Below are 21,507 nucleotides of genomic sequence, written 5' to 3'. Positions count from 1 at the left end.
AACGTGCCTAAAATGACTATGGCACCAGCTCAGTCATAACTCAATAAAATAATTATCAACTCCACACTATGACGTCAATGTGACACACAAATGTCAGTCTGTTGCAAAAACACCCAACTAATAGATAAATCGATGCTAGAATTTCAATCTGCATGGGTTTGGTTTAACATACGCCCCCTTTTTGTTTCCCCTGCTTCAAATAGAGAATAAAAGATGCCTTTTGCTTTAGGTCAACGCTGGATTAGTGATACCGAGTCGGAGCTCGGATTAGGAACCGTCGTTCAAATTGAAGGCCGCATGGTTACGCTGCTGTTCCCTGCCACTGGAGAAAACCGGATGTTTTCTCGCAGTGAAGCCCCCTTAACTCGGGTTATCTTTAACCCCGGTGACACTGTTGAAAGCGGTGAAGGCTGGAGTATCACCATTAACGAGGTTGAAGAAAAAAACCAACTGGTGATTTATCATGGTATTCACAGCGATACCCAAGAAAACGTTAGCCTACGCGAAACAATGCTCAGCCATAACATTCGTTTTAACAAACCACAAGATCGCTTGTTTGCTGGGCAAATTGATCGCTTAGAGCGTTTTGGTGTGCGTTACCAATGCCAGTTATTACGCCATAAATTAGCCACATCAGATTTATTAGGCCAACAAGGCCCGCGCGTGGGTTTGATTGCTCATCAGCAGTGGATTGCTCACGAAGTTGGCCGCCGTTATGCGCCGCGTGTATTGCTGGCCGATGAAGTGGGGTTAGGGAAAACCATTGAAGCAGGCTTAATTATTCATCAGCAACTATTAACCGGTCGCGCTGAGCGTATTTTAATTATTGTGCCAGACACACTGCGCCATCAGTGGTTAGTTGAAATGCTGCGCCGCTTTAACCTGCGTTTTTCAGTTTTTGACGAAGACCGCTGTGTTGAAGCTTATGCCGACAACGACAACCCGTTTTATACCGAGCAATTGATCATTTGCTCACTTGACCTACTGCGCAAGAAAAAGCGCCTAGAACAAGCCTTAGACGCTGACTGGGACTTAATGGTAGTTGACGAAGCCCATCACTTAGAATGGTCTGAAGACGCGCCAAGCCGTGCCTACCAAATCGTTGAAGCCTTGAGTGAAGTGGTGCCGGGGGTATTGCTACTCACCGCAACCCCCGATCAATTAGGCCATCAAAGTCACTTTGCGCGTTTACGTTTGCTCGATCCGGATCGCTTTTACGATTACGACGCATTTTTAGCAGAAGAGTCGAGCTACAAAGACGTTGCCGATGCCGCCGAAGCACTGAGCAAAAACGCTAAGCTGCCAGACAGTGCCATAAACAGCTTAACTGAATTACTCAGTGAGAAAGACATTGAGCCAAGCATTCGCTTAATTCAGGCCAAAGACGTTGATAGCGAGCTACAACAAGCGGCGCGCCAAGAGCTATTACAAGAATTGTTAGACCGTCACGGTACAGGCCGCGTGCTTTACCGTAACAGCCGTGCCTCGGTAAAGGGTTTCCCTAAGCGTTTATTTAACGCCTATCCACAAGACATGCCCGAGCAATACATTACCGCCGAGCGGGTTAATGCCATGATGGGCAGCGCAAAAACAGCTCAAGCAAAGGCTGTGCAAGCGTTAAGTCCAGAGAAGCTTTACCAGGCCTTTGAAAACGACAATGCCAGTTGGTGGAAGTTTGACCCAAGGGTCGATTGGCTAATCGATTTCTTAAAGTCGCATCGCAGTAAAAAAGTACTGATTATCGCCAGCCAAGCCGAAACGGCATTAAGCCTTGAGGAAGCCCTACGAACTCGCGAGGGGATTCAAGCCACCGTATTCCACGAAGGCATGTCCATTATTGAGCGTGATAAAGCCGGCGCTTATTTTGCCCAAGAAGAAGGCGGCGCACAGGCACTTATTTGCTCTGAAATCGGTTCTGAAGGGCGTAACTTCCAGTTTGCCAGCCATCTAGTGTTGTTTGATTTGCCGCTCAACCCAGACTTACTTGAGCAGCGTATCGGTCGTTTAGACCGGATTGGCCAGCAAAACGATATTCAAATCCATTTGCCTTACTTACGCGACACAGCGCAAGAACGTTTAATGCGTTGGTACCATGAAGGCCTTAATTCATTTGAATTAACCTGCCCCAGTGGCCATGTGTTATTTGGTGAATTTGCAGATGAACTCATCAACGTGCTCAGCAACGATGACGAAGACGCCATGGTGCAATTACTTAACCATACGCAACATCGTTATAAAGAGCTCAAACATGCCATGGAACAAGGCCGCGATAAACTGCTCGAAATCAACTCTCATGGTGGTGAGCGTGCCAATAGATTAGTTCAGCGCTTGTCAGACAGCGACAACGACACCCAATTAATTGGTTCGGTGATCCGTTTATGGGACATTATTGGTGTAGACCAAGAAGATCGCGGTGAAAACTCAATCATTTTGCGCCCTAGCGAGCACATGATGTTTCCAACCTATCCTGGCCTACATGAAGATGGCGTGACGGTCACCTTTGATCGAAATACCGCATTGTCGCGTGACGATATAGCCTTTATCTCGCAAGAACATCCTTTGGTGCAAACGGGCCTAGACTTAATTACAGGTTCAGAAACCGGCACGACAAGTGTGGCCATCCTTAAAAATAAAGCGCTGCCAGCAGGCACATTATTTTTAGAGTTGATCTACATGGCTGATGCATCGGCCCCTAAATCAACACAGCTGTACCGTTATTTGCCACCGACGCCTATCCGAGTATTGCTCGATAAAAACGGCCTCAACATGGCCGATAAAGTGGATTACGCCAGCTTTGACAAGCAACTTAGCGCAGTTAATCGACACATTGCCAGTAAGCTCGTCAATGCGTCACAACCAATACTGCATCCACTATTTGCTAAAGGTGAAGAACATGCCAAACAAGCACTTGGTGAATTAGTCACAGATGCGCGCGCTAAAATGACCCAACAATTAACTGGTGAGCTTGAACGACTTGAAGCCCTCAAAGCGGTTAACCCGAACATTCGCGAAGATGAGCTAGACTACATTCGCAACCAAATGGTCGAGCTAACCGAGTACATGGACAACAGCCAGTTACAACTTGATGCTATCCGCATGGTATTAGTGAGCCACGTTTAACCCCTAAAAACCAAGGGATAACATTTAGTACTTTGATAATGCCCTGTTTTCAGGGCATTATTGTTTTAAAATTTGCTATTTATACCATTGCACGTTAATAAGTGATGGTATTAGATTATTGGTTGCAGAGGTTTTTGTGCAAGTGAAACAGATTTGCCATATCGTCATTGTCATCTTAGGACTTTGGGCACAGGTTCCCACGGCGAGTGCACAAACCAAATACACTCACGTAAACAGCAATGAAATTAAGTTTATTACTGTTGATGGCAAGCAATCTGAAGTGCTGGTTCGTTCATGGCAGAGTAAAAAACAATTTGGCTCTGTGACAATTATTGGCCCATCGGACACGAGTGCTGATGCCAATGGCTTAGCCAGTTACCTGCGCACTCACATCAATCCTCGCGGCTGGGCCAGCATCAGTTTAACCCCAGCCAAAGGGCTGTATCGGCCAAACTATGCCACCCAACCTGAAGATATTAGCAAAGCAGGTAGCGAACAAATAACGCTAAGTACCAACAAAAGTACCCCTAAGTACACCTCAGAACAACTACTCGAATTACGTAACTTTCAACAAGCTGCGCTAAGCGAAGCAATCAATCAGCTCGGTTCAACAGTCGGCTTATTCCCAGGATCAAACATTCTCGTCGCCATAGATGACAGCGCAGGGATGGTGACCAACTTACTTTATGATAAGAAAATCCCCATGCCAGATGTATTTGTGGTGGTTAACCCGTACCGCGAATTTGAGTATTTAATTGATCCGCAAAGTCAGCGTAAGTCCATAGCAGAACAACTGGTCACTATGTCATTGCCCATTTTGGATATTCAATCACAAGACGCCCATCCAATTGCGATAGCAGAGGCTCCTACCCGGCTCAATTACAACCAAGTGAAGCCTCCACGCTATTATCGTCAATATCAAATGAGTTTAGATTTTAGCAACCCAAGTGGCTGGGAGGAGGCCCTCAATCAAATTGAAGGCTTTGCAAGAACGGTTATCGGAAGATAGTACGCCGTAATAAACCACGCGCCGCAATTACCACCAAGATTGTCTCGAACGGTACGGCTTGTCTGGCTGTTTGGTTTGCCGAATAGCCGCAATCACTCGATTTTTCCCAAGGAGTAAACGGATTTGGCTTAATGACTCACGTGCTAACAAGCTGCGGACCGACCCAGTCCAGCTTTGATTGATACTACGTTTAATCGCGGCATTAGCATCGGGAGAAGTCCGCATAATGTGATTGGCTAGCTCAAGGGCGGCGTCATAAGGTGTGTTGCTTATCTGGCTAATCAAACCCAACTCAAGCGCTTGTGTGGCATTTAAAATATCAGCCGTGTAGGTCAACATTAACGCTTTATCTTTTGGCATAATCTGCCGCAATGCAACTAACCCTGCCATGTCGGGAACAAGCCCCCACTTCGCTTCCATAATCGATAATTTACACTCAGGTGAAGCAATACGAATATCAGCACCCAGGGCGATTTGAGTGCCGCCGCCATAACAACAGCCCTCTAATACAGCAATCACTGGAATGGGCAAACGCTGCCAGCCTAAAGACACTCGTTGAGCCAAATTTGCATTACCCGGTAGCCACTTAAACAGTAGTTTTATCGCTTTACTGGGCGAATTAGCCACGCTTTTAACATCTAAACCAGAACAGAAATTCCCTTCAGCGCCAGATAAAATCACCGCATTAACACTTTTATCATTGCCCAGCCGTTTAATCACCTTGTCAATTGAGGTAAACATCTCATAACTGAGTGCATTTATTTTGCTCGGTCGGTTTAAACAAACATGCGCAATGCCATGTTCAATACTAAGCTTAACTAAGTCCTTTTCCATAAATGGTTTCCGCGTAGCTGGTCAGTCCAGTTTTAAGGTTAACATAAATGGACTATCTGTCGAATAGTAATAAGATTCATAGAGTATTATCACAATCGTTATGATTAACTGACGTAAACAGAGCAACTTGCATCAATCGCTCATTCAACTCCGATGAGTAACAAGTTAGCAACTGAGAACGACACCACACTTATGTTATAAAAATGTTTTTTTGATCATGGTTGTGTGTCCATTCTGTTAACAATTACGTATAATAAAAATTCAAAGACGTGATACTGTAAACGTCTTAATAATAACGATAACGCCTCGCACCGCTTGCGATAACTTTTAAGAGTGCTTTTTTGAAAGGCGAATTAAGGAATACATGCCACAATGACCATACCAATATTGATATGCGATGACTCTGCTTTAGCCAGAAAACAAATGGCACGAACCCTTCCCAAAGACTGGGACGTTGAAATTAGCTATGCCACAAACGGCGCAGAAGGCCTTGAGGTCATACGTGCAGGTAAAGGCGAAATTGTATTTCTTGACCTTAACATGCCAGTCATGGACGGATACGAAGTGCTTCAAGCCGTTCAAAAACAAGATCTCCCAGCTCTGATTATTGTGGTTTCAGGCGATATTCAAATTAAAGCTCACGAACGCGTTAAAGCGCTAGGTGCGCTCGACTTTATTCAAAAGCCAGTTAGTGCTGACGCCATCAGTAACATTTTACAAGAATACGGCATTCTCACCCTCACCCAAGGCAATAAAGCAGACGAAACTCCAATGGTTAAAGTTGATATGCGCGACGCATGTCAAGAAATCGCCAACGTGGCGATGGGCCGGGCTGCTGATTTATTAGCCAAATTACTTGATGTATTCGTATTGTTACCTATTCCTAATGTTAATGTTTTGGAAGTGAGTGAGCTGACAATGGCACTCAAAGCAACAGAGCAAAGTTCAACGGTATCTGGGCTTTGCCAGGGTTTTATTGGCGCTGGTATTGCGGGAGAAGCCCTGTTGCTATTTCATGATTCAAGCTTTGAAGACATGGCAAAATTAATGGGCTTAGAAAACCCAAATGATATGAATACCGAAATTGAAGTGATGATGGACACAGGTAATGTGCTCATTGGTGCCTTTTTAAATGGAGTCTCAGAGCAACTCGACATGAAATTTAGCCAGGCGCATCCAGTGGTTCTTGGCAGACACTGCAGTGTTAATGAGCTCATTCATGATAACTCCGAAAAATGGCAACGCACTTTAGCGATGGAAATCAATTACCGCATTGAAGATTATAATATTCAATGCGACTTACTCCTGTTATTTACAGAAGACTCAATCCCTACGCTTAACTACAAGCTCGGCTACTTACTCGACTAACGCTGGATAATCTTATTATGTCTAATGACCAAAGTGCGATGAATGAACTCCACTGGCTAATCGATATGGTGCAAACAATCGAGGTCGGTTTAGTTGTGCTCGATCGCGACTATAATATTCAGCTGTGGAATGGGTTTATGGAGAACCACAGTGGTGTGTCGCCCAACTCAATTAAAGGCGACAATCTGTTTGAAAAATTTCCAGAACTACCTGCTGACTGGCTAAAACAAAAAATGGAGTCGGTTTTTGTATTAAAAAATCGCACCTTTATCAGCTGGGAACAACGAGAGTATGTATTTAAGTTTAAAAATTATCGGCCGGTAACTGGGCGAGCTGATTTTATGTATCAAAACATCACTCTACTGCCATTGGCATCGCTCACAGGGCAAATCACTCATATCAGTATTATTGTTTATGATGTTACCGATATTGCAGTCAACAAATTGCAATTAAAGGCCGCCAACGAGCAATTAAAAGAACTCAGCCAAACCGATGGGTTAACTCAACTCCATAACCGCCGCCACTGGCAACTTTGTATGGAAAAAGAATTTGAGCGCCATTCGCGTTATGGCGACACATCATCACTTGTAATGATTGATATTGATAACTTTAAACAAGTTAACGACAAATATGGCCACCCTGCGGGTGATAAAGTCATTCAACATATCGCCTATCTTTTAAAACAATCCCTACGAGAAACAGATTGTGCAGGTCGATATGGTGGTGAAGAGTTTGCTGTCGTCTTATCACAGACAACCGCAGAAGAAGCACTACACTTTACCGAACGCTTAAGAAAACGCATTGAAGAGTCTGAAGTCACATTTGAAAACCGACTCATTAAAGTTACGGTGAGTTTGGGGATAAACGATCTGAGCTCAACATTCGAAAATAGCTCTGGCTGGCTATCAGGTGCAGATCAAGCCTTATATACTGCAAAGCAAGAGGGACGAAACAAAAGCGTGGTGTTTAAATAAATTCAGCTAAACTCAAGTTAAAAAATGGTAAAAAACACTTAATATCAAAGTATTAGCGTAAACTCTTTTCAAACTTGAATTTGTTTTGCTCAATAAGGTAAACAAGTAAGTAGTTGAACACTTTTATTATACCCTTACCCTAATTTCAGGCTAGTTAACCTCAACTCTGGATAAGAGATGTATTGATAACGATATAAATCAATAGATTGACTAAAATCCACTGTCAAGCTTGTGATTTGTTTTGCTAACAAGGCGAATTAACGCGTCAATAGCTAGCCTATTGCAAGTTAATTCAACGCAGTGAGGAAGGCAAAGGACTGCTTGAAAGGCGTTTGTTATCCAGAGCTGAGGTTAGTTAGCGCGCTTTTATCAAAAAAAATGCCCATCACCGATGGGCATTTTTTATCGCAATGGTAGAGATAGAGTCGAAAACGTTAACCTATCGTGTCATTAATGAAATGAATCATGACTGTCTTCATCATCTTCGTCGTCTTCATCTTCAATCTCGTCACCTACAAAATAAGTGCCCCAGCCGTCATAATCGACCTTTTGCTTTGCCGCAAGTTGAATTAATTGCTCACATGCTTTATCAAGTAACGATGCATCGAGTTTGTGGTAAGCGATGGCATCAAAACAAAAAATCACCGACCCATCATCAAGTTCCATCTCTTCGGCATCATTCACTTCAAAGCCGAGCTTGAACGCATCCACAGCGGCCTTTTCTAAACGATCAAAATTTGTCGCCGAAAAGTGATGTTCAATTGTATATTCCGCATCAGGCTCTGAACCATCAGCAAGTAAGGCATCAACAATTTCGCGGTTTTCAGCAAATTGCTCTTTTAACTGACGCTCAACAGACATGGATTACTCCGTTAATAAACACATATAAATTTTAGCCAATTATACCCAAACTCACCTAAGTTGCGAACTTATCAACGCAGTTTAGTGTTTCACAGTTTGATTCAAAGCCAATGCTTCTTTGTTTAACTCAACTAGCCTTGCTGACATAGTCTCATGCACTTTAGCACTAAACGCTTTAACATCATTTTTGGTTAATCCTTCTGTCGGCATGGGTGCCAGCATTTCAACAATGACCACGCCATTATCCCACCGATTTAACTTAATGTGGTTCTGACAAGACGCTAACACTGGCACTACCGGCACCTGAGCTGCAATAGCCGTATGAAATGCTCCCACTTTAAATGGCAACAATCCACGACCACGTGACCGTGTACCCTCAGGAAAAATCCACACAGACAGTAAACGGGTTTTCATTTTCTCAATGGTTTTTGCCATGGTATCAAATGCACTGTGACGATTTTTTCGGTCAATTAAAATATTGCCAGATAACCAGTAAATCTGTCCAAATAACGGCATCCACACCAAGCTTTTCTTACCTAAACTCACCGTCGCCTTAGGCACTGCAGAGGTATGAGTAAATAAATCAAAGTTGTTTTGATGGTTTGCTAAATAAATACACGGTTGTGGAGTGTCACTGATTGCGTTGACCCGAGTGATGACCTTAATACCCAACACAGGAGCAACAGAGGAGAAAATTTTAGCGATTACGTGTACGTTATCACGATGCATTGGTCGTATAAGGCAAAAAACAATTGCAAATACAAAGGCTAAAAATAATAGCACGGCGAGAATAATTGAACGAGCGATTAGCAGCACAGCATACTCCTGCAAAATAATTGGCGACAGTATAACGATGCAGGACTGGGGACTCAATTCTTTTGTTTACATATGTACGCTGAAATATTCTGCCCTGCTATACAGGGCAGAATAACACGCGTTATGTGACAGCCATGCGACATCCTTTGCCAAGTGCAATATCGCAATGACTAATACCTAATACCCGTGCAGTAAGCTTAAGCGGTTTTGGGGCCCAATTTAAGCAATTGCCTAAACACTAATGCACTGATCGCCAACGTGGCAACAATCGCGGCGCCGCTAGGCAAATCATAGTTAGCAGACAATAATAAGCCTGTAACATAGCCGACAATACCAACAACATAAGCCCAAACGAGTTTATTTCGACCTACATATTTGTTTAAAGCCAACGCCGGTAAAATAAGGGTGCTGAATACTAAATACACCCCTACAAGCTCTACCGATAAGGTAATGACTAACGCAAATAAAAAGTAAAAACCCGCACCGTCGAGTATGTTCGGTTTAAGCGCGATTAACGCCAAAATCACCACAGATACGAGCGCCGGTATCATCAACTGCGACCAACTTACCCACAAAATCTGCCCAGACATAAGCTGTTTTAACAACTCAGCGCCGTGAGGATCATTTGCCAGCAACAGCATTGCAGCCACTGCACTCAAGACATAAAAGCAGCCAATCATTGCTTCAAGCTCACCAGTCAACCGCTTAGCCATCCAAGCAATCACGCCCGCCCCCGCAAGTGCAAACAGGGCCGGCATCCACATGTGAACAAAGGGCAAGTCTTCAACATCATGATCAATGTGAGACACGATAGCCCCTAATGCCGCTATTTGCGCGATGGCCAAGTCGATAAAAATAATACCGCGCTTTAGCACTTGTTGGCCCAATAACACATGGGTTGAAAGTACCAACAAACCGGCTGCTAATGCAGGTAATAGTATCGACAGTAGCTCAACATCAAGCATGACCTTATTTCACCCCATTGAGTAGGGATAACAAGCTGTCATAAAGGCTAAATAAGTCTTGGCTTTGCTCATTTCCACCCACAGACATAGGTAGCATCACAACAGGTAAATTAGCGCGTTCACCCAACCACTTAGCACCTCGTTCATCCTGATAAGATGCCACAATCACCGCCATCACATCACCTTGCTCAGCGCGAGTGAGTAAGCTTGCTAAGTGGCTGCTTGTAGGAGCTAAACCAGGCTTAGGTTCAAGATCGGCCACTTGTTCAATCCCAATCCAGTTAAATAAATAACGAAAACTTGAGTGATAAGCGATGACCTTCTTACCGGCTAACCCTTTAGCCTGTTCTTGCCATTGAGGAATTTTAGCCTGCCAGCGTTGACTAAAATCAGCAAAAGATTGCTGATATTCATTGCTGTTTTGTGGATCTAATTCACTCATCTTAACAGACAATGCCTTAGCAACGGTTAACATACGCTGTGGGTCTAAATGTAAATGTGGATTTCCCTTGGCATGTACGTCCCCCATTGAGCGGTCAACACGAGTCAGTTTATCTAACGTGTCGATTTGATCAGCAGCGTAAAACAAGCCTTTATCGGTTGACGTTACTTGAGGATTAGCCGCTTTCATTTGCAACATAGGAAGCCAGCCAATTTCTAAATCAGCACCGGCGCACACCACTAAATCCGCTTGGCGCATTTTAGCAATTAAGCTTGGACGCGCCTGTACCTGATGCGGATCTTGCATCGCCGTGGTCGCCGAATACACATCTGCCGAAGGGGCGATTGCTTTTGCCAAGGCGCCATATTCGGCTTCACAGGCAAACACATTCAGTTCCGCTTTTGCTGTCGCGGTAAACAGCAATGGCATTACTGCCACTGCTAAAAGCACTTTAGAATTGATGCGCACCGTGAGCTCCTAATGACATGACATATTGTAATGTAACGATATTATCGTCCTCAAAACCATCAAAGTTAGTACCTTCCTGATGAGTATACTGCAAGCGAACAGTCGAAAAATGGCTACTATGCCATGCAACACTAAGCTCGGTTTCTTTCAGCTTTTGTGGATCTAAATGATCTTCATGAATTTCATAGGTATCCACTTGGCCATAACGCACACCAGCAGACCAACTTGGAGAGAACTGATAAACGCTGCTTAGGTACCAACCTTCATGATAATCATCACCGCTGAACTCATGATCATGGTCATCTACGTCACCGGCATCGTCATCGTGTCCTGGTTCTTCACCAAAAATATCTGTCACTCTAAAATACTCACCGCTTACGGTAAGGTTTTGATACTTATAGTTACCGTTAGGCGCCCATTTGTAGACAAAGTCTGCAACATAGGTGTTTTCTCCGGTGTATGATGCGCTATGGCTATGTTCTTCATGCTCATCATCTGTTTCTTCTTCATCTTCATGTTCTTCAGCATACGCTAAGCCATTTTCATTGCGTAAATAGCTTAAGCCTAATTGCCACGAACTTTCGATACCGATATCGCCACCAATTTTGGTTAAGGCAGAAAACACCCCAACATCGTCAAAGTCACGCTCGCCATGCTCATCAGCAGCGCGCATACTGTCGCCTTTAAATGCTTCAACTCCCATGGTCCAATAAACATCGGTAGGCGCAACATAACTTAAGCGCACACCATCATCAAAATAGTGGCCACCTAAAAATGCACGATAGGCTGCTGGGCGCTCGGTGAAGGCATCGGTATGTTTATGCTGATTATTTAAATAACCAACATCAGATAAAAAACGACCCGCACGCACCGACAAACCATTAGGTAAGGCTAACGTTTGGATAAAGGCTTCTTCTAGATTTAATTCTGTTTCACCGTCATGAGATTCAACAACGGCAGTCACTTTACCGTAAAACATTTCGTCGATATTGGCACTTAATGCCAATTCTGTTTCGCCTAAACCAAAACCCTCTGCACGCTCAGCCAGTGGACGATCGCCCGTTTGATAATAACCGTCTAATACAGCGCTAATGTTGGGGTTAGTTAAGCTCGAATCTTCAGCCATTGCAGAATAAGAACTAACAGCACAGGCAAGTGCTAATAAAGAAACGCGAGTGTTTAACGCAGACATGAGATCTCCAAAATACAACAAGTAGCCAGTTTGGGTTGTAATAAACCAGCTGGCAAAAATAAATTATTTAACAAAATCAAATGGAAATATTATTTTCTCAGTATTAACGTGAACAATTACTTGGCTATCGACACAGTGAAATTCAGTTACAAATGCACACTGCATGAGCAACACTGTAAGCCAAATAAATCGACACCTGAGCGTCATTTACCATCCAGATTTAGGGTCATTACTTTGTTGGACTAAAGAGAAACAGGCGGGGCACGACTTTGGTAATAAGCATGAAATACGCTAAGCAAAAATGGCAGCGTATAATGTTGACGTTCAAACGTTTGCTGGCTTGTCGTAAACACAAGCTCGTTGGTGTGAAGGGTTTTATTTAACTGATGTTGATGAAAACATAAGGTACAGTGATTTTGCACCCCATCTTCAAGATGACGAACCGAGTGCGCAGACGCAGCGATAGACAACACAATCAAAATGGCACTTAGCCAGATTGCGATAGTTTGTCTAAGGTGAATGCGTGAGCTCAACGGCACAACTCCATCAGGTTAATGAATATGGGCATTAGTGTAAAAGAGCCGTGCTGAAAAGCAACACATAGATTGTGACAATTCATGACCATGACTTAAAAAACACGCCATTACTGCTGACTTTTTCATCGTATTGGTGGTTTTTAAGATAAGCTTAAGCTGTGACTCATACCATCAAGGTAAAAGGCAATCACCCCCAATAGGATCCACATCATGGCACAATTTTTTCGCGAAAATATCGGTATCATTTTAGTCATGGCCATCGTAGGCATTGTCGTGCTCGGCGGAATTTACTATGTCGAAACGTCTTTAGAAAGCCAAGTCATAGTGGTCGATTAAGCCAAATCACTTATTGATTATTTATACCCGCGTCATCTTCTGGCGCTTCAACCATTTTTAAATGATCCATAATATGGGATAACCCCACCACTATCACGGCAAAGATAATCAATGGCGTAGTAATATGTGTAACGTTATCAACAAAATATGCGAATAACGCCGCAATAACCCCACCATAAAAACCGCTTATTTTAACCAAGGCTAATGTTTTATTATGGCCCAGCCATGCCGCACAATGTGGGCATTGCACCTCAACCGATAATCCCTTCCCCCGGCTTTCAGTGACTTTCGCAATAGAAAAGTGTTTATAGCAATGGGCGCATTGCAGTGCCATGTTGAGTACCTTTAATCAATAATGGCTGTAAGTTTAACAAATATCCTTACCAATAACATTGCTGAACATAGCCCCGTTAACCCTTTTCTACTATCATAATCGCAATTTAGCCTCATAGGACGCGCTTAGATGTTACGGATGTTACCCGCTTTACTTTTATTGATGACCACATTGTTGATGGTCCCATCATTATCTGCTCAAGAAATACCTGCAGCTGTTCCAGAAACAACCAGTGGCAATATTGATACTCCCACACTTGATAAAATAACCTTATTGCAACACACCATTGACCATGACACAAAACGGTTGTCAGCTGCAAAAGGCGAGATGCGAACAATTATCGAGTATCGTATTAAAAATAAGTCATCTCAATTACGTGATGAAATTGACCAGTTAATAACATCTGGTACAACCGAGCCACAATACCTTATTCCATTAGTGCAAAATCAATTGGTGTTTTTAGGTCAGGTGATTAATTATTTAGATGCCGACTTAGCATTATTAAGCAGCAAACTCGGCACTAGCGACGACAGCAAAATAGTTAGCGCCATGTCTAATCGCGAATTTGAGCGTGACCATTACTTAAAGGCCACGTTAGACACGCTACAATGGGCAGAAACCCTAGGTATTGATGTGGCCACGCAAAAGCAAACATTTACCGACTTTATGTTACAGCGGGCAGATCAATTTGACAGTTTGGTGAATTACACCCAAGACGAATTACAAAAAGCGGTTGCTGAAGCGGCCAAAGCGGGTGCCGATATCAGCGCTGAACAAAAAGCAAACGTGCTCGCGTTAAAAGAGCGGTTAGGCCAAAACAGCTCAAGCTTAGCGATTTCAGCCACTATCCTTGAAAGCTTAGGGCAAAATGTATCGCAAATAAAACAAACCTTGTTTAGCGTGTCTGGCGACATTACCCAAGATGTGTTGAATTTTAGCGTCGCGTCTAACCTACTCCAGGGCTGGGCAAAAGTAATTAAAGATCAAACCATCAATAACGGTCCAAACTTAACCTTTAAAATATTGGTGTTTTTATTTATTTTGTTTGTCACCAGCTTAGTTGCCAAAGTGGTGACACAAATTATGGCTAAAACGGTTAGAGCGTCGAAATTGCAATTTAGCCAACTGTTACAAGAGTTTTTTATCTCGTTATCAAGCAAAGTCGTTTATGCCCTAGGGCTATTAATTGCGCTGTCGCAGCTAGGTTTTGAATTGGGCCCATTACTTGCTGGGTTTGGTATTGCTGGTGTGATTATTGGTTTTGCATTACAAGACACCCTGTCAAACTTTGCCTCTGGCATGATGATTTTAATTTATCGCCCATTTGATGTTGGTAACTTAATAAATGCTGCAGGTGTAACCGGGCGAGTTAGCCACATGAGCCTGGTATCGACCACCATTAAAACCTTAGATAACCAGAGATTAATTGTGCCTAACAATAAAATCTGGGGCGATACCATTAACAATATCACCGCCGAACACCAACGCCGAGTAGACATGACTTTTGGGATTAGTTACAGCGACAACATAGAACATGCTGAAACGATTTTAAAAAGCATTGTTGAACAACACCCTAAAGTTCATCCCCAACCAGAACCCATTGTAAAACTGCATACCTTAGGCGAATCATCGGTCGACTTTATTGTACGTCCATGGGTAAAACCAGACGATTACTGGGAAGTGTATTGGGACATTACCCGCGCAGTGAAAATGCGCTTCGACGCAGAAGGAATTAGCATTCCATTTCCGCAGCGCGATGTGCATATTTATCAAAAGTAATCGCATCAACAAAAAAGCTCAAGTCATTGACTTGAGCTTTAACCTTTCGCTTATAAATAGGTCACATTACCCAGCAAATGGGGTCTACGCCCTTTAACATCGCGCATTTCAAAACGTTTACCGTTTTCAATACTTTCAAAGCCAAACGTGACTTCAGATGGCATAAAGACAGGGAGCTTAAACTCAACATCAACTTGAAAAGGCTTATCGCCTATAAAGGGCATTAATTGCGATAATGCTCGGGCTTTAGACCACATACCATGGGCAAGTACGCGCTCAAATCCAAATCGTTTTGACAACAATGGATGCAAGTGGATCAGGTTATAATCACCAGACGCTTTCGCGTAACGCCGGCCTAAATCATCTGTTAAACGCCATTGCTGAACATTTTCCCAAAACATGTCTGACGCTTTAGGTGGGCGCGCTCGGCGACCTGGTGTATCAATACGATACAAATAAGTCGACAAGGCTTGCCATACTAATTCATCGGCCACAAACACCTTAGAAACCAAGTCAAACTCAAGCCCTGAATCAGTATGGCGACTTGCTGAAAGTTCACATTGTACCGTGACGGTTTCATCTACTTTTACAGGTCGAAAAACACTAATGCTATTTTTAAGATGGATCATCCCCAACAACGGAAATGTGACGGCTTTATGCGTAAAAATGGTTGCATGCAACCGAAATGCCCACACATATAAATACGTTGGCGGTAATGTCACCCCGTCAAACTCAAAGCCACACACCTCTGCATATTGGCGAATTTTGTCCTGTGACAACACCACATCGGGTGCTTGCACATAAATCTTTGGTAACGGTTGCTTATCCCAGCCTGGCTTTCGTCCAAACAGAATTTTGCGATACAAAGACAAAAGCGAAGGCATCGCTTTTAATTCGATAGCGTAGTCGTGACTCACAATGTTGTACCCTATACAGGCAGCCCAATACAAAGCTGCAAAACGGTTAATCAGCCATTATACCTTACTGAGTTGTCGATACTAAACGGCTAATTGTTAAATGCGTTTAATGTCAGTATAGGTTTTTAATCATCTTGATATATCTGCTTGACTGGCCGCCTACAATTGATGATTTATCTTTACCTTTTTTAACTCTCAATGAGACAATGACATCACTTAAGTAGACGTCAAACGTGATGAAACCGTGCAAGATAAAAACTTCGATAAACTGAGCCTTAAGTTTGCGCAAAATATTTATGGCACCACCAAAGGTGAAATTAGAGCCGCGGTATTATGGCGCGACCTAACGCCTGAACTTGCTAAGCTTCAAAAGCCAAAACTACGGATTTTAGATGCCGGCGGGGGATTTGGTTTTTTGAGTCAAAAGCTTGCAGCACAAGGTCACGACGTTGTGCTTTGCGATATATCAGAGCAAATGCTCGCTCTGGCACAACAGCAAATTGCCGCTTCCGATATTCCCTTATCCATTGAGTTAGTGCACAGCCCGATTCAGGCCTTAACAGCAGCACAATATGGGCACTTTGATGTCATATTGTGCCACGCGGTAGCTGAATGGCTCATTGACGCTAAAACAACACTGGCTGGGCTCTTAACGTTACTTAAACCCAATGGGTTATTTTCGTTGATGTTTTTTAACAAAGAAGCATTACGATTTCACAGCCTAGTGTCAGGTAACTTTGACTATGTAAAACGTGATTTTGTGGTCAAAAAGAAAGTTGGCCTCACCCCTACACATCCGTTATACATCGAAGATGTGCGCCAGTGGTTTGCACAGTGGCAACTGACCATGCTGACTCAGTCTGGGGTAAGAGTCATTAACGATTACCTCAAAAAACACTTACCCGCAGATTTTGACACTCAGCAATTGATTGAAATGGAGCTGGCTTATTCACAACGCGAGCCTTATTTATCGCTTGGCCGTTATGTTCATTTTTTAGCGCAATCACCAGCACCACAAACGCGGTAACAACTCACCGCCCATCATCAACATTGAAACAAGGTGCATCGAGTTACTGTGGCACCTTGTTGTTTAAGCAAATCAGGAATCGCTTGCTGACCAACAATGTGCCCTGCGCCCACCACAATAAACAACTGTTTTTGAGCTTTATTTTGTAATAACTCAATGATTTTATGCGTCATAGAGTGGTTACGCTGCCACAATAGTTTTTCTAAAAACTCATCTGACTCGCCCGCTTGCGCCTCCATTATCTGCGCTAAAGCCTTAGCGTCACCTTGACGCCAAGCGTGGATCAAATCAAGCATTTCTGCATCACTGGCATTAATGGCATCATCGAGCATCTGTATTTGAGTAGCATCTGAAAACGATGAAATAAGCTCAAATTGAAACTCAATACTTTCAAGCTCAATCAAGGCTTTATCTTTTATATTAGCAGTAAAATAGGCATCAACCCCTTGCTCTGCGCTGTATCCTAACGCCGCAAAACGGTTTACGCTTATTTGTGTTGACTGCAGCCAAGGTGCATAAGGTGCTATCGCTTGACACATGGCTTGATTGCGTTGGCAATATTCTTTACGGGTATGGTCTACATCGGCTGCAATATCGGGTGACAACCCCCCATATTGCTGCAACAACGCCGCCATGTTCCCCTGAGTAATGTCAGCCTCAACCGCCAAGGCATCAGACTGATTAAAGGCAGACTCGATATGTTGAGCTAAAGGGTAAAAATTTGCTTGGCCAATATGGATTGAACCGAGCAAATAAGCCCGCTGCTGCTGATATTCAATTTTATAAAAAATGGGCGAATCCACAGCCACAGCGGGGAGTGCCGATAGGCACAGTAACAGCGTAAAAAGTTGCTTGGTGTTACGGTGTAACTGACGATAAATCAAACTGATATTAAAATTAAACCGACTTTTCCTTGTTGCCTGCATAGCAGCTCCTTATAATTAGTTTTATTGTTTACCCATGCACTATGAGGCAATTATGCCGTATACCAATGTTTTTCTACAGATAAAAGAAAACCTGCAAATAGCCTATAGACAAGCCATTGATTCTGATGAGCGCTTAGACGAATTACGTAAAGCTGGTCACGGTAAATTTGTGGCGATTTTTACTGAAGACCAAGGTTTTACCGAAAGTAGCAACCGCTTTCTGCCTTACGTACAAGAACTTGTGATTGAATTTGATACCATGCAAAACAGCACACATGTGGCGCCAGAAACCTTAGAAAAATTTGTAAAAAAATTAGCCACTCTGTTACAAACGCTGCAAGTGTTTAAACTGTCTAAATAACTCAAAAGCCCCCAATCCCCCGCAATTATCGGGGGCTTCACGTTGGCCTGATCACAATACAATGCGTCGCGGTTGGGTATTTTTATTGCGATATTTTAGGTTCAATGTCCTTTTTTAACCAGTCCGTAAACAAGGTGGTTTCATACTGAAATGGTCGGTCATTTAAACGCTGTGAGTTATACATAAAACTCATGTCAGTAATTTTCTCTTCACCTGACAAAACCACCTTATCGCCTTCATTAATTGTGTAACTAAACGTTGCTCTTGGTGGGTATAAATCCTTCACCACACGTAAATCACCAGGGGTTGCACCAAACGTTGGCCGCATATCGCCGGCCAAATCAAGGTCAGTCACTTGCAAAAACAATGTTTGTCCCGGTTTAAGCGATTTTTCAGCTTGTTTGTTGATATTTTTCGTTAAGGTTTCAAATAGGCGAGCCTCAAAACGAGACTGGCGCTCGGTAGAGGTTTTAATGTCACGATAGTCTTTTGGATTTTGCCATTCAACTTTCACCACGCCCACTTCCGTTAACGGGTTAGGATCAGTGTTATCAGCAGCCATAGCCGATTGAGCAACCAATACCGAGGCTAACAGTACATATTTCACGTTCATCATTCATCTCCAAATAGCGAGTAAGTGATACCCATGATCACAAGATGTTGTGTGCCGTGGGCAAATAGGTCATCACACAGACAACCTTGATGTACACACTGTAGCGCTCACTTGCTGAACCAACGCTTAACAGAACAAATAAAAACGAGGCAATTAAAATGGAAAACGAGCACTTAATAAAGGATAAGTCTGACGCATAACCTTGGGTTTGGTGCTGAATTTTTTACCCACTGGCTGGTGCTGTCCTGAGGGCACGAAAGGTAATTCGTTGCCTGTACGGTCTTCATAAATTTGCCCGGCAATAAGGTCATAATCCTCAATAAAAGGATAAGCATAATCATCTACCAGAGGCCAGTGGGTTAACGCCCCCAAGCAATCAGGATCGGCTACAATCTTGTCATACCATTGTTGTCCTAAAGACAATAAAAAACACCTAAACTCAGCAAAGGCATAATCGCTATCACAGCCAGTAATAATGTAAGCCGCTCCCCAGACTGACCACGAATAACTGCGTCGCAATTGCTGACCAAACATTTTATCGAACGCTTTTAGTGATTCATTATCTAACGCTTGCAATTTATCGCGCAATTGCTTGGCAATATAATCAGAAGATTGTTCAAGTTGTTCACGTGTAACCAGTATCCAAAAATCAGTTTCTGTCATCAAAATATATCCACATCACGCATTTGTGCGATATTCTACCTCAAATTTTACCGCCAGATGATCAATATGAACCAGAGAGTACAATCCACCATGCCGGTACGAGTAAAAATATTGGTGGCGCTGTATGCACTACTTGCACTGTTCGCCCTGTGGCGCATGACCACGTTTTATGCATTTGACTTACTCACCTTAGGTGTTTTACCGCTGTTATTGGGGATATTAACTCAAGCGCAATGGACCAAAGTTGTGCTGCTTTGTTATGTTGCGTTACAAACTCTTGGGTTAACAGCCATGACCACAACCGCCATCATCGCTTATCAAATCACACCTAACGACGTTAAACTCGCGTTTCAAGGATACGACATTCCACTTATTCCACTGTGGCTGTTGCTCGTCTCACTTGTTGGTTTTCAATGGTGGGTGGGGTTATCAAAAGTGACCACCACTTATTTAGGCTCAAAGCATCATGAATCGCTAAAACATAAACAGCTATAATAAGCAAACGGGAATCGATAACCTTTGTGGATCCCCCTACGACATACTAAAAATAAAAACACCAACGTGGAATAGTAATTATGACAAGTTTATCACCCAGCGAGCTGTCCATCTTATTAGTTGAACCATCTGACACGCAGCGAAAAATCATCATCAGTCGGTTGCAACAAGAAGGTGTTAGCAGCATACAAACCGCCGCGACAATTAATCAGGCCAAAGACATTATTCAACGACATAAACCTGATTTAATCGCCAGCGCCCTTCATTTTATTGATGGTGAGTCGACGGAATTATTGCAATATATCAAAAACACCCCTGAGCTGAGCGATATTCAATTTATGTTGGTTTCCAGCGAATGCCGCCGTGAACAATTAGAAATATTTAGGCAGTCAGGTGTGGTGGCTATTCTGCCAAAACCATTTAACGCCGAAAACTTAGCGACAGCATTAAACTCTACCGTTGATTTACTCAGTAATGACGAACTCGATTTGAGCCACTTTGATGTTCACAATATTCGAGTATTAGTTGTCGATGACAGCCGCATGGCGCGTAATGTCATAAAACGTACCATTGGCAATTTAGGCATGCAGCTCATTACCGAAGCAGTGGATGGTGAACAAGCCATAAGCTTGATGAAAGACAATATGTATGACCTAGTCATTACCGACTACAACATGCCGTCTGTAGATGGCTTAGCACTCACGCAATACATTCGTAACGAAAGCCAACAATCTCACATTCCAATTTTAATGGTGTCATCTGAAGCAAACGATACTCACTTAAGTAACGTATTTAGTGCTGGAGTGAACGCATTATGTGACAAACCCTTTGAGCCGCAATTAGTCAAAAAAATCCTATATCAATTACTAGAAGAGTAAATTTGATGTTATTGAGGGCAATAATTTCGACTTATTTTGCGCCAAAACCATTACAGATACTGAATTTATAGGATAAAGTGCTTTTAAACCTGCATGGCTTGTGGCATGTTAATGAGGTTTTAAAAAACACTTCTATGGAAAGCAGAGAATACCAATATGAACAAAAGTGAATTAATTGCAAAAATCGCAGAAAATGCAGAACTAACTAAAGCTGAAGCTGGCCGCGCACTAAAATCTTTCGAAGAAGCGGTAACAGAAGCCATGAAAAATGGTGATAAGATTTCAATCGTTGGTTTTGGTTCATTCGAAACCACTCAACGTGCCGCACGCACTGGCCGTAACCCACAAACTGGCAAAGAAATTCAAATCGCAGCAGCGACAGTACCTAAATTTAAAGCCGGTAAAACATTAAAAGACAGCGTAAACTAATCTTCGCTTATCCTTTTAAAAAAAGCCTCCTAACGGAGGTTTTTTTATGGATAAAATGTAATGAATATCCAAAATCAATTCAGTTTATGACTTAATTCCAAGCCATCACTAAAGATTTACGATTGCACAAAAAAAGTGCAGCAGTGCATCATTAAGCCGCAACA

General features: G+C 42.9%; 23 protein-coding genes. 11 read left to right on the top strand and 12 right to left on the bottom strand.

The window, feature by feature from the left end; translation table 11 throughout:
* Window positions 1-213: 213 nt before the first annotated feature.
* Window positions 214-3,120, top strand: coding sequence for an RNA polymerase-associated protein RapA (gene rapA, locus L2703_RS15100; RefSeq protein ID WP_248971907.1), 2,907 nt, complete (start codon window positions 214-216; stop codon window positions 3,118-3,120).
* Window positions 3,121-3,256: 136 nt separating this feature from the next.
* The gene (locus L2703_RS15095; RefSeq protein ID WP_248971906.1) at window positions 3,257-4,129 is read left to right on the top strand and encodes a DUF3530 family protein; all 873 of its coding nucleotides are present in this window, start codon (window positions 3,257-3,259) and stop codon (window positions 4,127-4,129) included.
* Between the two features lie 27 nt (window positions 4,130-4,156).
* On the opposite strand, the gene L2703_RS15090 is transcribed toward L2703_RS15095, so the two are convergent.
* Window positions 4,157-4,963: a crotonase/enoyl-CoA hydratase family protein gene (locus L2703_RS15090; RefSeq protein WP_248971905.1), complete on the bottom strand. Its 807-nt coding sequence runs from the start codon at window positions 4,961-4,963 to the stop codon at window positions 4,157-4,159.
* A 372-nt stretch (window positions 4,964-5,335) separates the two neighbouring features.
* On the opposite strand from L2703_RS15090, the gene L2703_RS15085 reads away from it, so the two are divergent.
* A complete protein-coding gene (locus L2703_RS15085; RefSeq protein WP_248971904.1) occupies window positions 5,336-6,331 on the top strand; it encodes a response regulator in 996 nt (331 codons plus the stop codon).
* 17 nt (window positions 6,332-6,348) lie between these two features.
* Entirely contained in the window at window positions 6,349-7,305 is a 957-nt protein-coding gene (locus L2703_RS15080) for a sensor domain-containing diguanylate cyclase (protein ID WP_248971903.1), read from the top strand.
* 450 nt (window positions 7,306-7,755) lie between these two features.
* Here L2703_RS15080 and rraB read toward each other — a convergent pair whose 3' ends face one another.
* The 6 genes from rraB to L2703_RS15050 form a co-directional block, all read right to left on the bottom strand.
* Window positions 7,756-8,166, bottom strand: coding sequence for a ribonuclease E inhibitor RraB (gene rraB / locus L2703_RS15075; protein WP_248971902.1), 411 nt, complete (start codon window positions 8,164-8,166; stop codon window positions 7,756-7,758).
* 81 nt (window positions 8,167-8,247) lie between these two features.
* Window positions 8,248-8,982 (bottom strand): 1-acylglycerol-3-phosphate O-acyltransferase, encoded by a 735-nt coding sequence (locus tag L2703_RS15070; protein WP_248971901.1) that lies wholly within the window; start codon window positions 8,980-8,982, stop codon window positions 8,248-8,250.
* A gap of 197 nt (window positions 8,983-9,179) precedes the next feature.
* On the bottom strand, window positions 9,180-9,947 hold the full coding sequence (locus L2703_RS15065) for a metal ABC transporter permease (protein WP_248971900.1): 768 nt from the start codon (window positions 9,945-9,947) through the stop codon (window positions 9,180-9,182).
* Window positions 9,948-9,951: 4 nt separating this feature from the next.
* Complete coding sequence (locus L2703_RS15060) at window positions 9,952-10,857, bottom strand: metal ABC transporter solute-binding protein, Zn/Mn family (RefSeq protein WP_248971899.1); 906 nt, start codon at window positions 10,855-10,857, stop codon at window positions 9,952-9,954.
* Window positions 10,841-12,049 carry a hypothetical protein gene (locus tag L2703_RS15055; RefSeq protein WP_248971898.1) on the bottom strand — a complete coding sequence of 403 codons (1,209 nt, stop codon included), beginning with the start codon at window positions 12,047-12,049 and terminating at the stop codon, window positions 10,841-10,843. The genes L2703_RS15060 and L2703_RS15055 overlap by 17 nt, the downstream gene beginning before the upstream one ends.
* Before the next feature lie 242 nt (window positions 12,050-12,291).
* Window positions 12,292-12,582, bottom strand: a complete 291-nt coding sequence (locus tag L2703_RS15050; RefSeq protein ID WP_248971897.1) for an ABC-type zinc uptake system zinc chaperone — start codon at window positions 12,580-12,582, stop codon at window positions 12,292-12,294.
* Between the two features lie 213 nt (window positions 12,583-12,795).
* On the opposite strand from L2703_RS15050, the gene L2703_RS19025 reads away from it, so the two are divergent.
* Window positions 12,796-12,921, top strand: a complete 126-nt coding sequence (locus tag L2703_RS19025; RefSeq protein WP_283107918.1) for a hypothetical protein — start codon at window positions 12,796-12,798, stop codon at window positions 12,919-12,921.
* A 10-nt stretch (window positions 12,922-12,931) separates the two neighbouring features.
* Here the strand turns inward: L2703_RS19025 and L2703_RS15045 are convergent, their stop codons facing one another.
* Window positions 12,932-13,255: a hypothetical protein gene (locus L2703_RS15045; protein WP_248971896.1), complete on the bottom strand. Its 324-nt coding sequence runs from the start codon at window positions 13,253-13,255 to the stop codon at window positions 12,932-12,934.
* A 129-nt stretch (window positions 13,256-13,384) separates the two neighbouring features.
* On the opposite strand from L2703_RS15045, the gene L2703_RS15040 reads away from it, so the two are divergent.
* Window positions 13,385-15,034 carry a mechanosensitive ion channel family protein gene (locus L2703_RS15040; protein ID WP_248971895.1) on the top strand — a complete coding sequence of 550 codons (1,650 nt, stop codon included), beginning with the start codon at window positions 13,385-13,387 and terminating at the stop codon, window positions 15,032-15,034.
* Between the two features lie 50 nt (window positions 15,035-15,084).
* On the opposite strand, the gene L2703_RS15035 is transcribed toward L2703_RS15040, so the two are convergent.
* Entirely contained in the window at window positions 15,085-15,918 is an 834-nt protein-coding gene (locus L2703_RS15035) for a MaoC/PaaZ C-terminal domain-containing protein (RefSeq protein ID WP_248971939.1), read from the bottom strand.
* A gap of 277 nt (window positions 15,919-16,195) precedes the next feature.
* Between L2703_RS15035 and L2703_RS15030 the strand changes: the two genes are divergently transcribed.
* Window positions 16,196-16,978: a methyltransferase domain-containing protein gene (locus tag L2703_RS15030; RefSeq protein ID WP_248971894.1), complete on the top strand. Its 783-nt coding sequence runs from the start codon at window positions 16,196-16,198 to the stop codon at window positions 16,976-16,978.
* 17 nt (window positions 16,979-16,995) lie between these two features.
* Here the strand turns inward: L2703_RS15030 and L2703_RS15025 are convergent, their stop codons facing one another.
* Window positions 16,996-17,904 carry a TraB/GumN family protein gene (locus L2703_RS15025; RefSeq protein WP_248971893.1) on the bottom strand — a complete coding sequence of 303 codons (909 nt, stop codon included), beginning with the start codon at window positions 17,902-17,904 and terminating at the stop codon, window positions 16,996-16,998.
* Window positions 17,905-17,956: 52 nt separating this feature from the next.
* Here L2703_RS15025 and L2703_RS15020 point away from each other — a divergent pair, with 52 nt between their 5' ends.
* Entirely contained in the window at window positions 17,957-18,265 is a 309-nt protein-coding gene (locus tag L2703_RS15020) for a prephenate dehydrogenase (protein WP_248971892.1), read from the top strand.
* A gap of 82 nt (window positions 18,266-18,347) precedes the next feature.
* Here L2703_RS15020 and L2703_RS15015 read toward each other — a convergent pair whose 3' ends face one another.
* Together L2703_RS15015 and L2703_RS15010 are read right to left on the bottom strand one after the other, a co-directional pair.
* Entirely contained in the window at window positions 18,348-18,878 is a 531-nt protein-coding gene (locus L2703_RS15015) for a DUF3016 domain-containing protein (RefSeq protein WP_248971938.1), read from the bottom strand.
* Between the two features lie 153 nt (window positions 18,879-19,031).
* Window positions 19,032-19,541, bottom strand: a complete 510-nt coding sequence (locus L2703_RS15010; RefSeq protein ID WP_248971891.1) for a DUF4240 domain-containing protein — start codon at window positions 19,539-19,541, stop codon at window positions 19,032-19,034.
* A gap of 66 nt (window positions 19,542-19,607) precedes the next feature.
* Here L2703_RS15010 and L2703_RS15005 point away from each other — a divergent pair, with 66 nt between their 5' ends.
* From L2703_RS15005 to L2703_RS14995, 3 genes are all read left to right on the top strand, one after another.
* Window positions 19,608-20,036: a hypothetical protein gene (locus tag L2703_RS15005; protein WP_248971890.1), complete on the top strand. Its 429-nt coding sequence runs from the start codon at window positions 19,608-19,610 to the stop codon at window positions 20,034-20,036.
* An 80-nt stretch (window positions 20,037-20,116) separates the two neighbouring features.
* Window positions 20,117-20,914 carry a response regulator gene (locus L2703_RS15000; RefSeq protein ID WP_248971889.1) on the top strand — a complete coding sequence of 266 codons (798 nt, stop codon included), beginning with the start codon at window positions 20,117-20,119 and terminating at the stop codon, window positions 20,912-20,914.
* Between the two features lie 156 nt (window positions 20,915-21,070).
* A complete protein-coding gene (locus L2703_RS14995; protein WP_011638950.1) occupies window positions 21,071-21,343 on the top strand; it encodes an HU family DNA-binding protein in 273 nt (90 codons plus the stop codon).
* Window positions 21,344-21,507: the final 164 nt, after the last annotated feature.

It is taken from the genome of Shewanella basaltis (assembly GCF_023283885.1).
Lineage (GTDB): Bacteria > Pseudomonadota > Gammaproteobacteria > Enterobacterales > Shewanellaceae > Shewanella > Shewanella basaltis.
The sequence above is the reverse complement of the archived record's forward strand: the minus strand, read 5'-3'. Positions and strand labels throughout refer to the sequence as shown.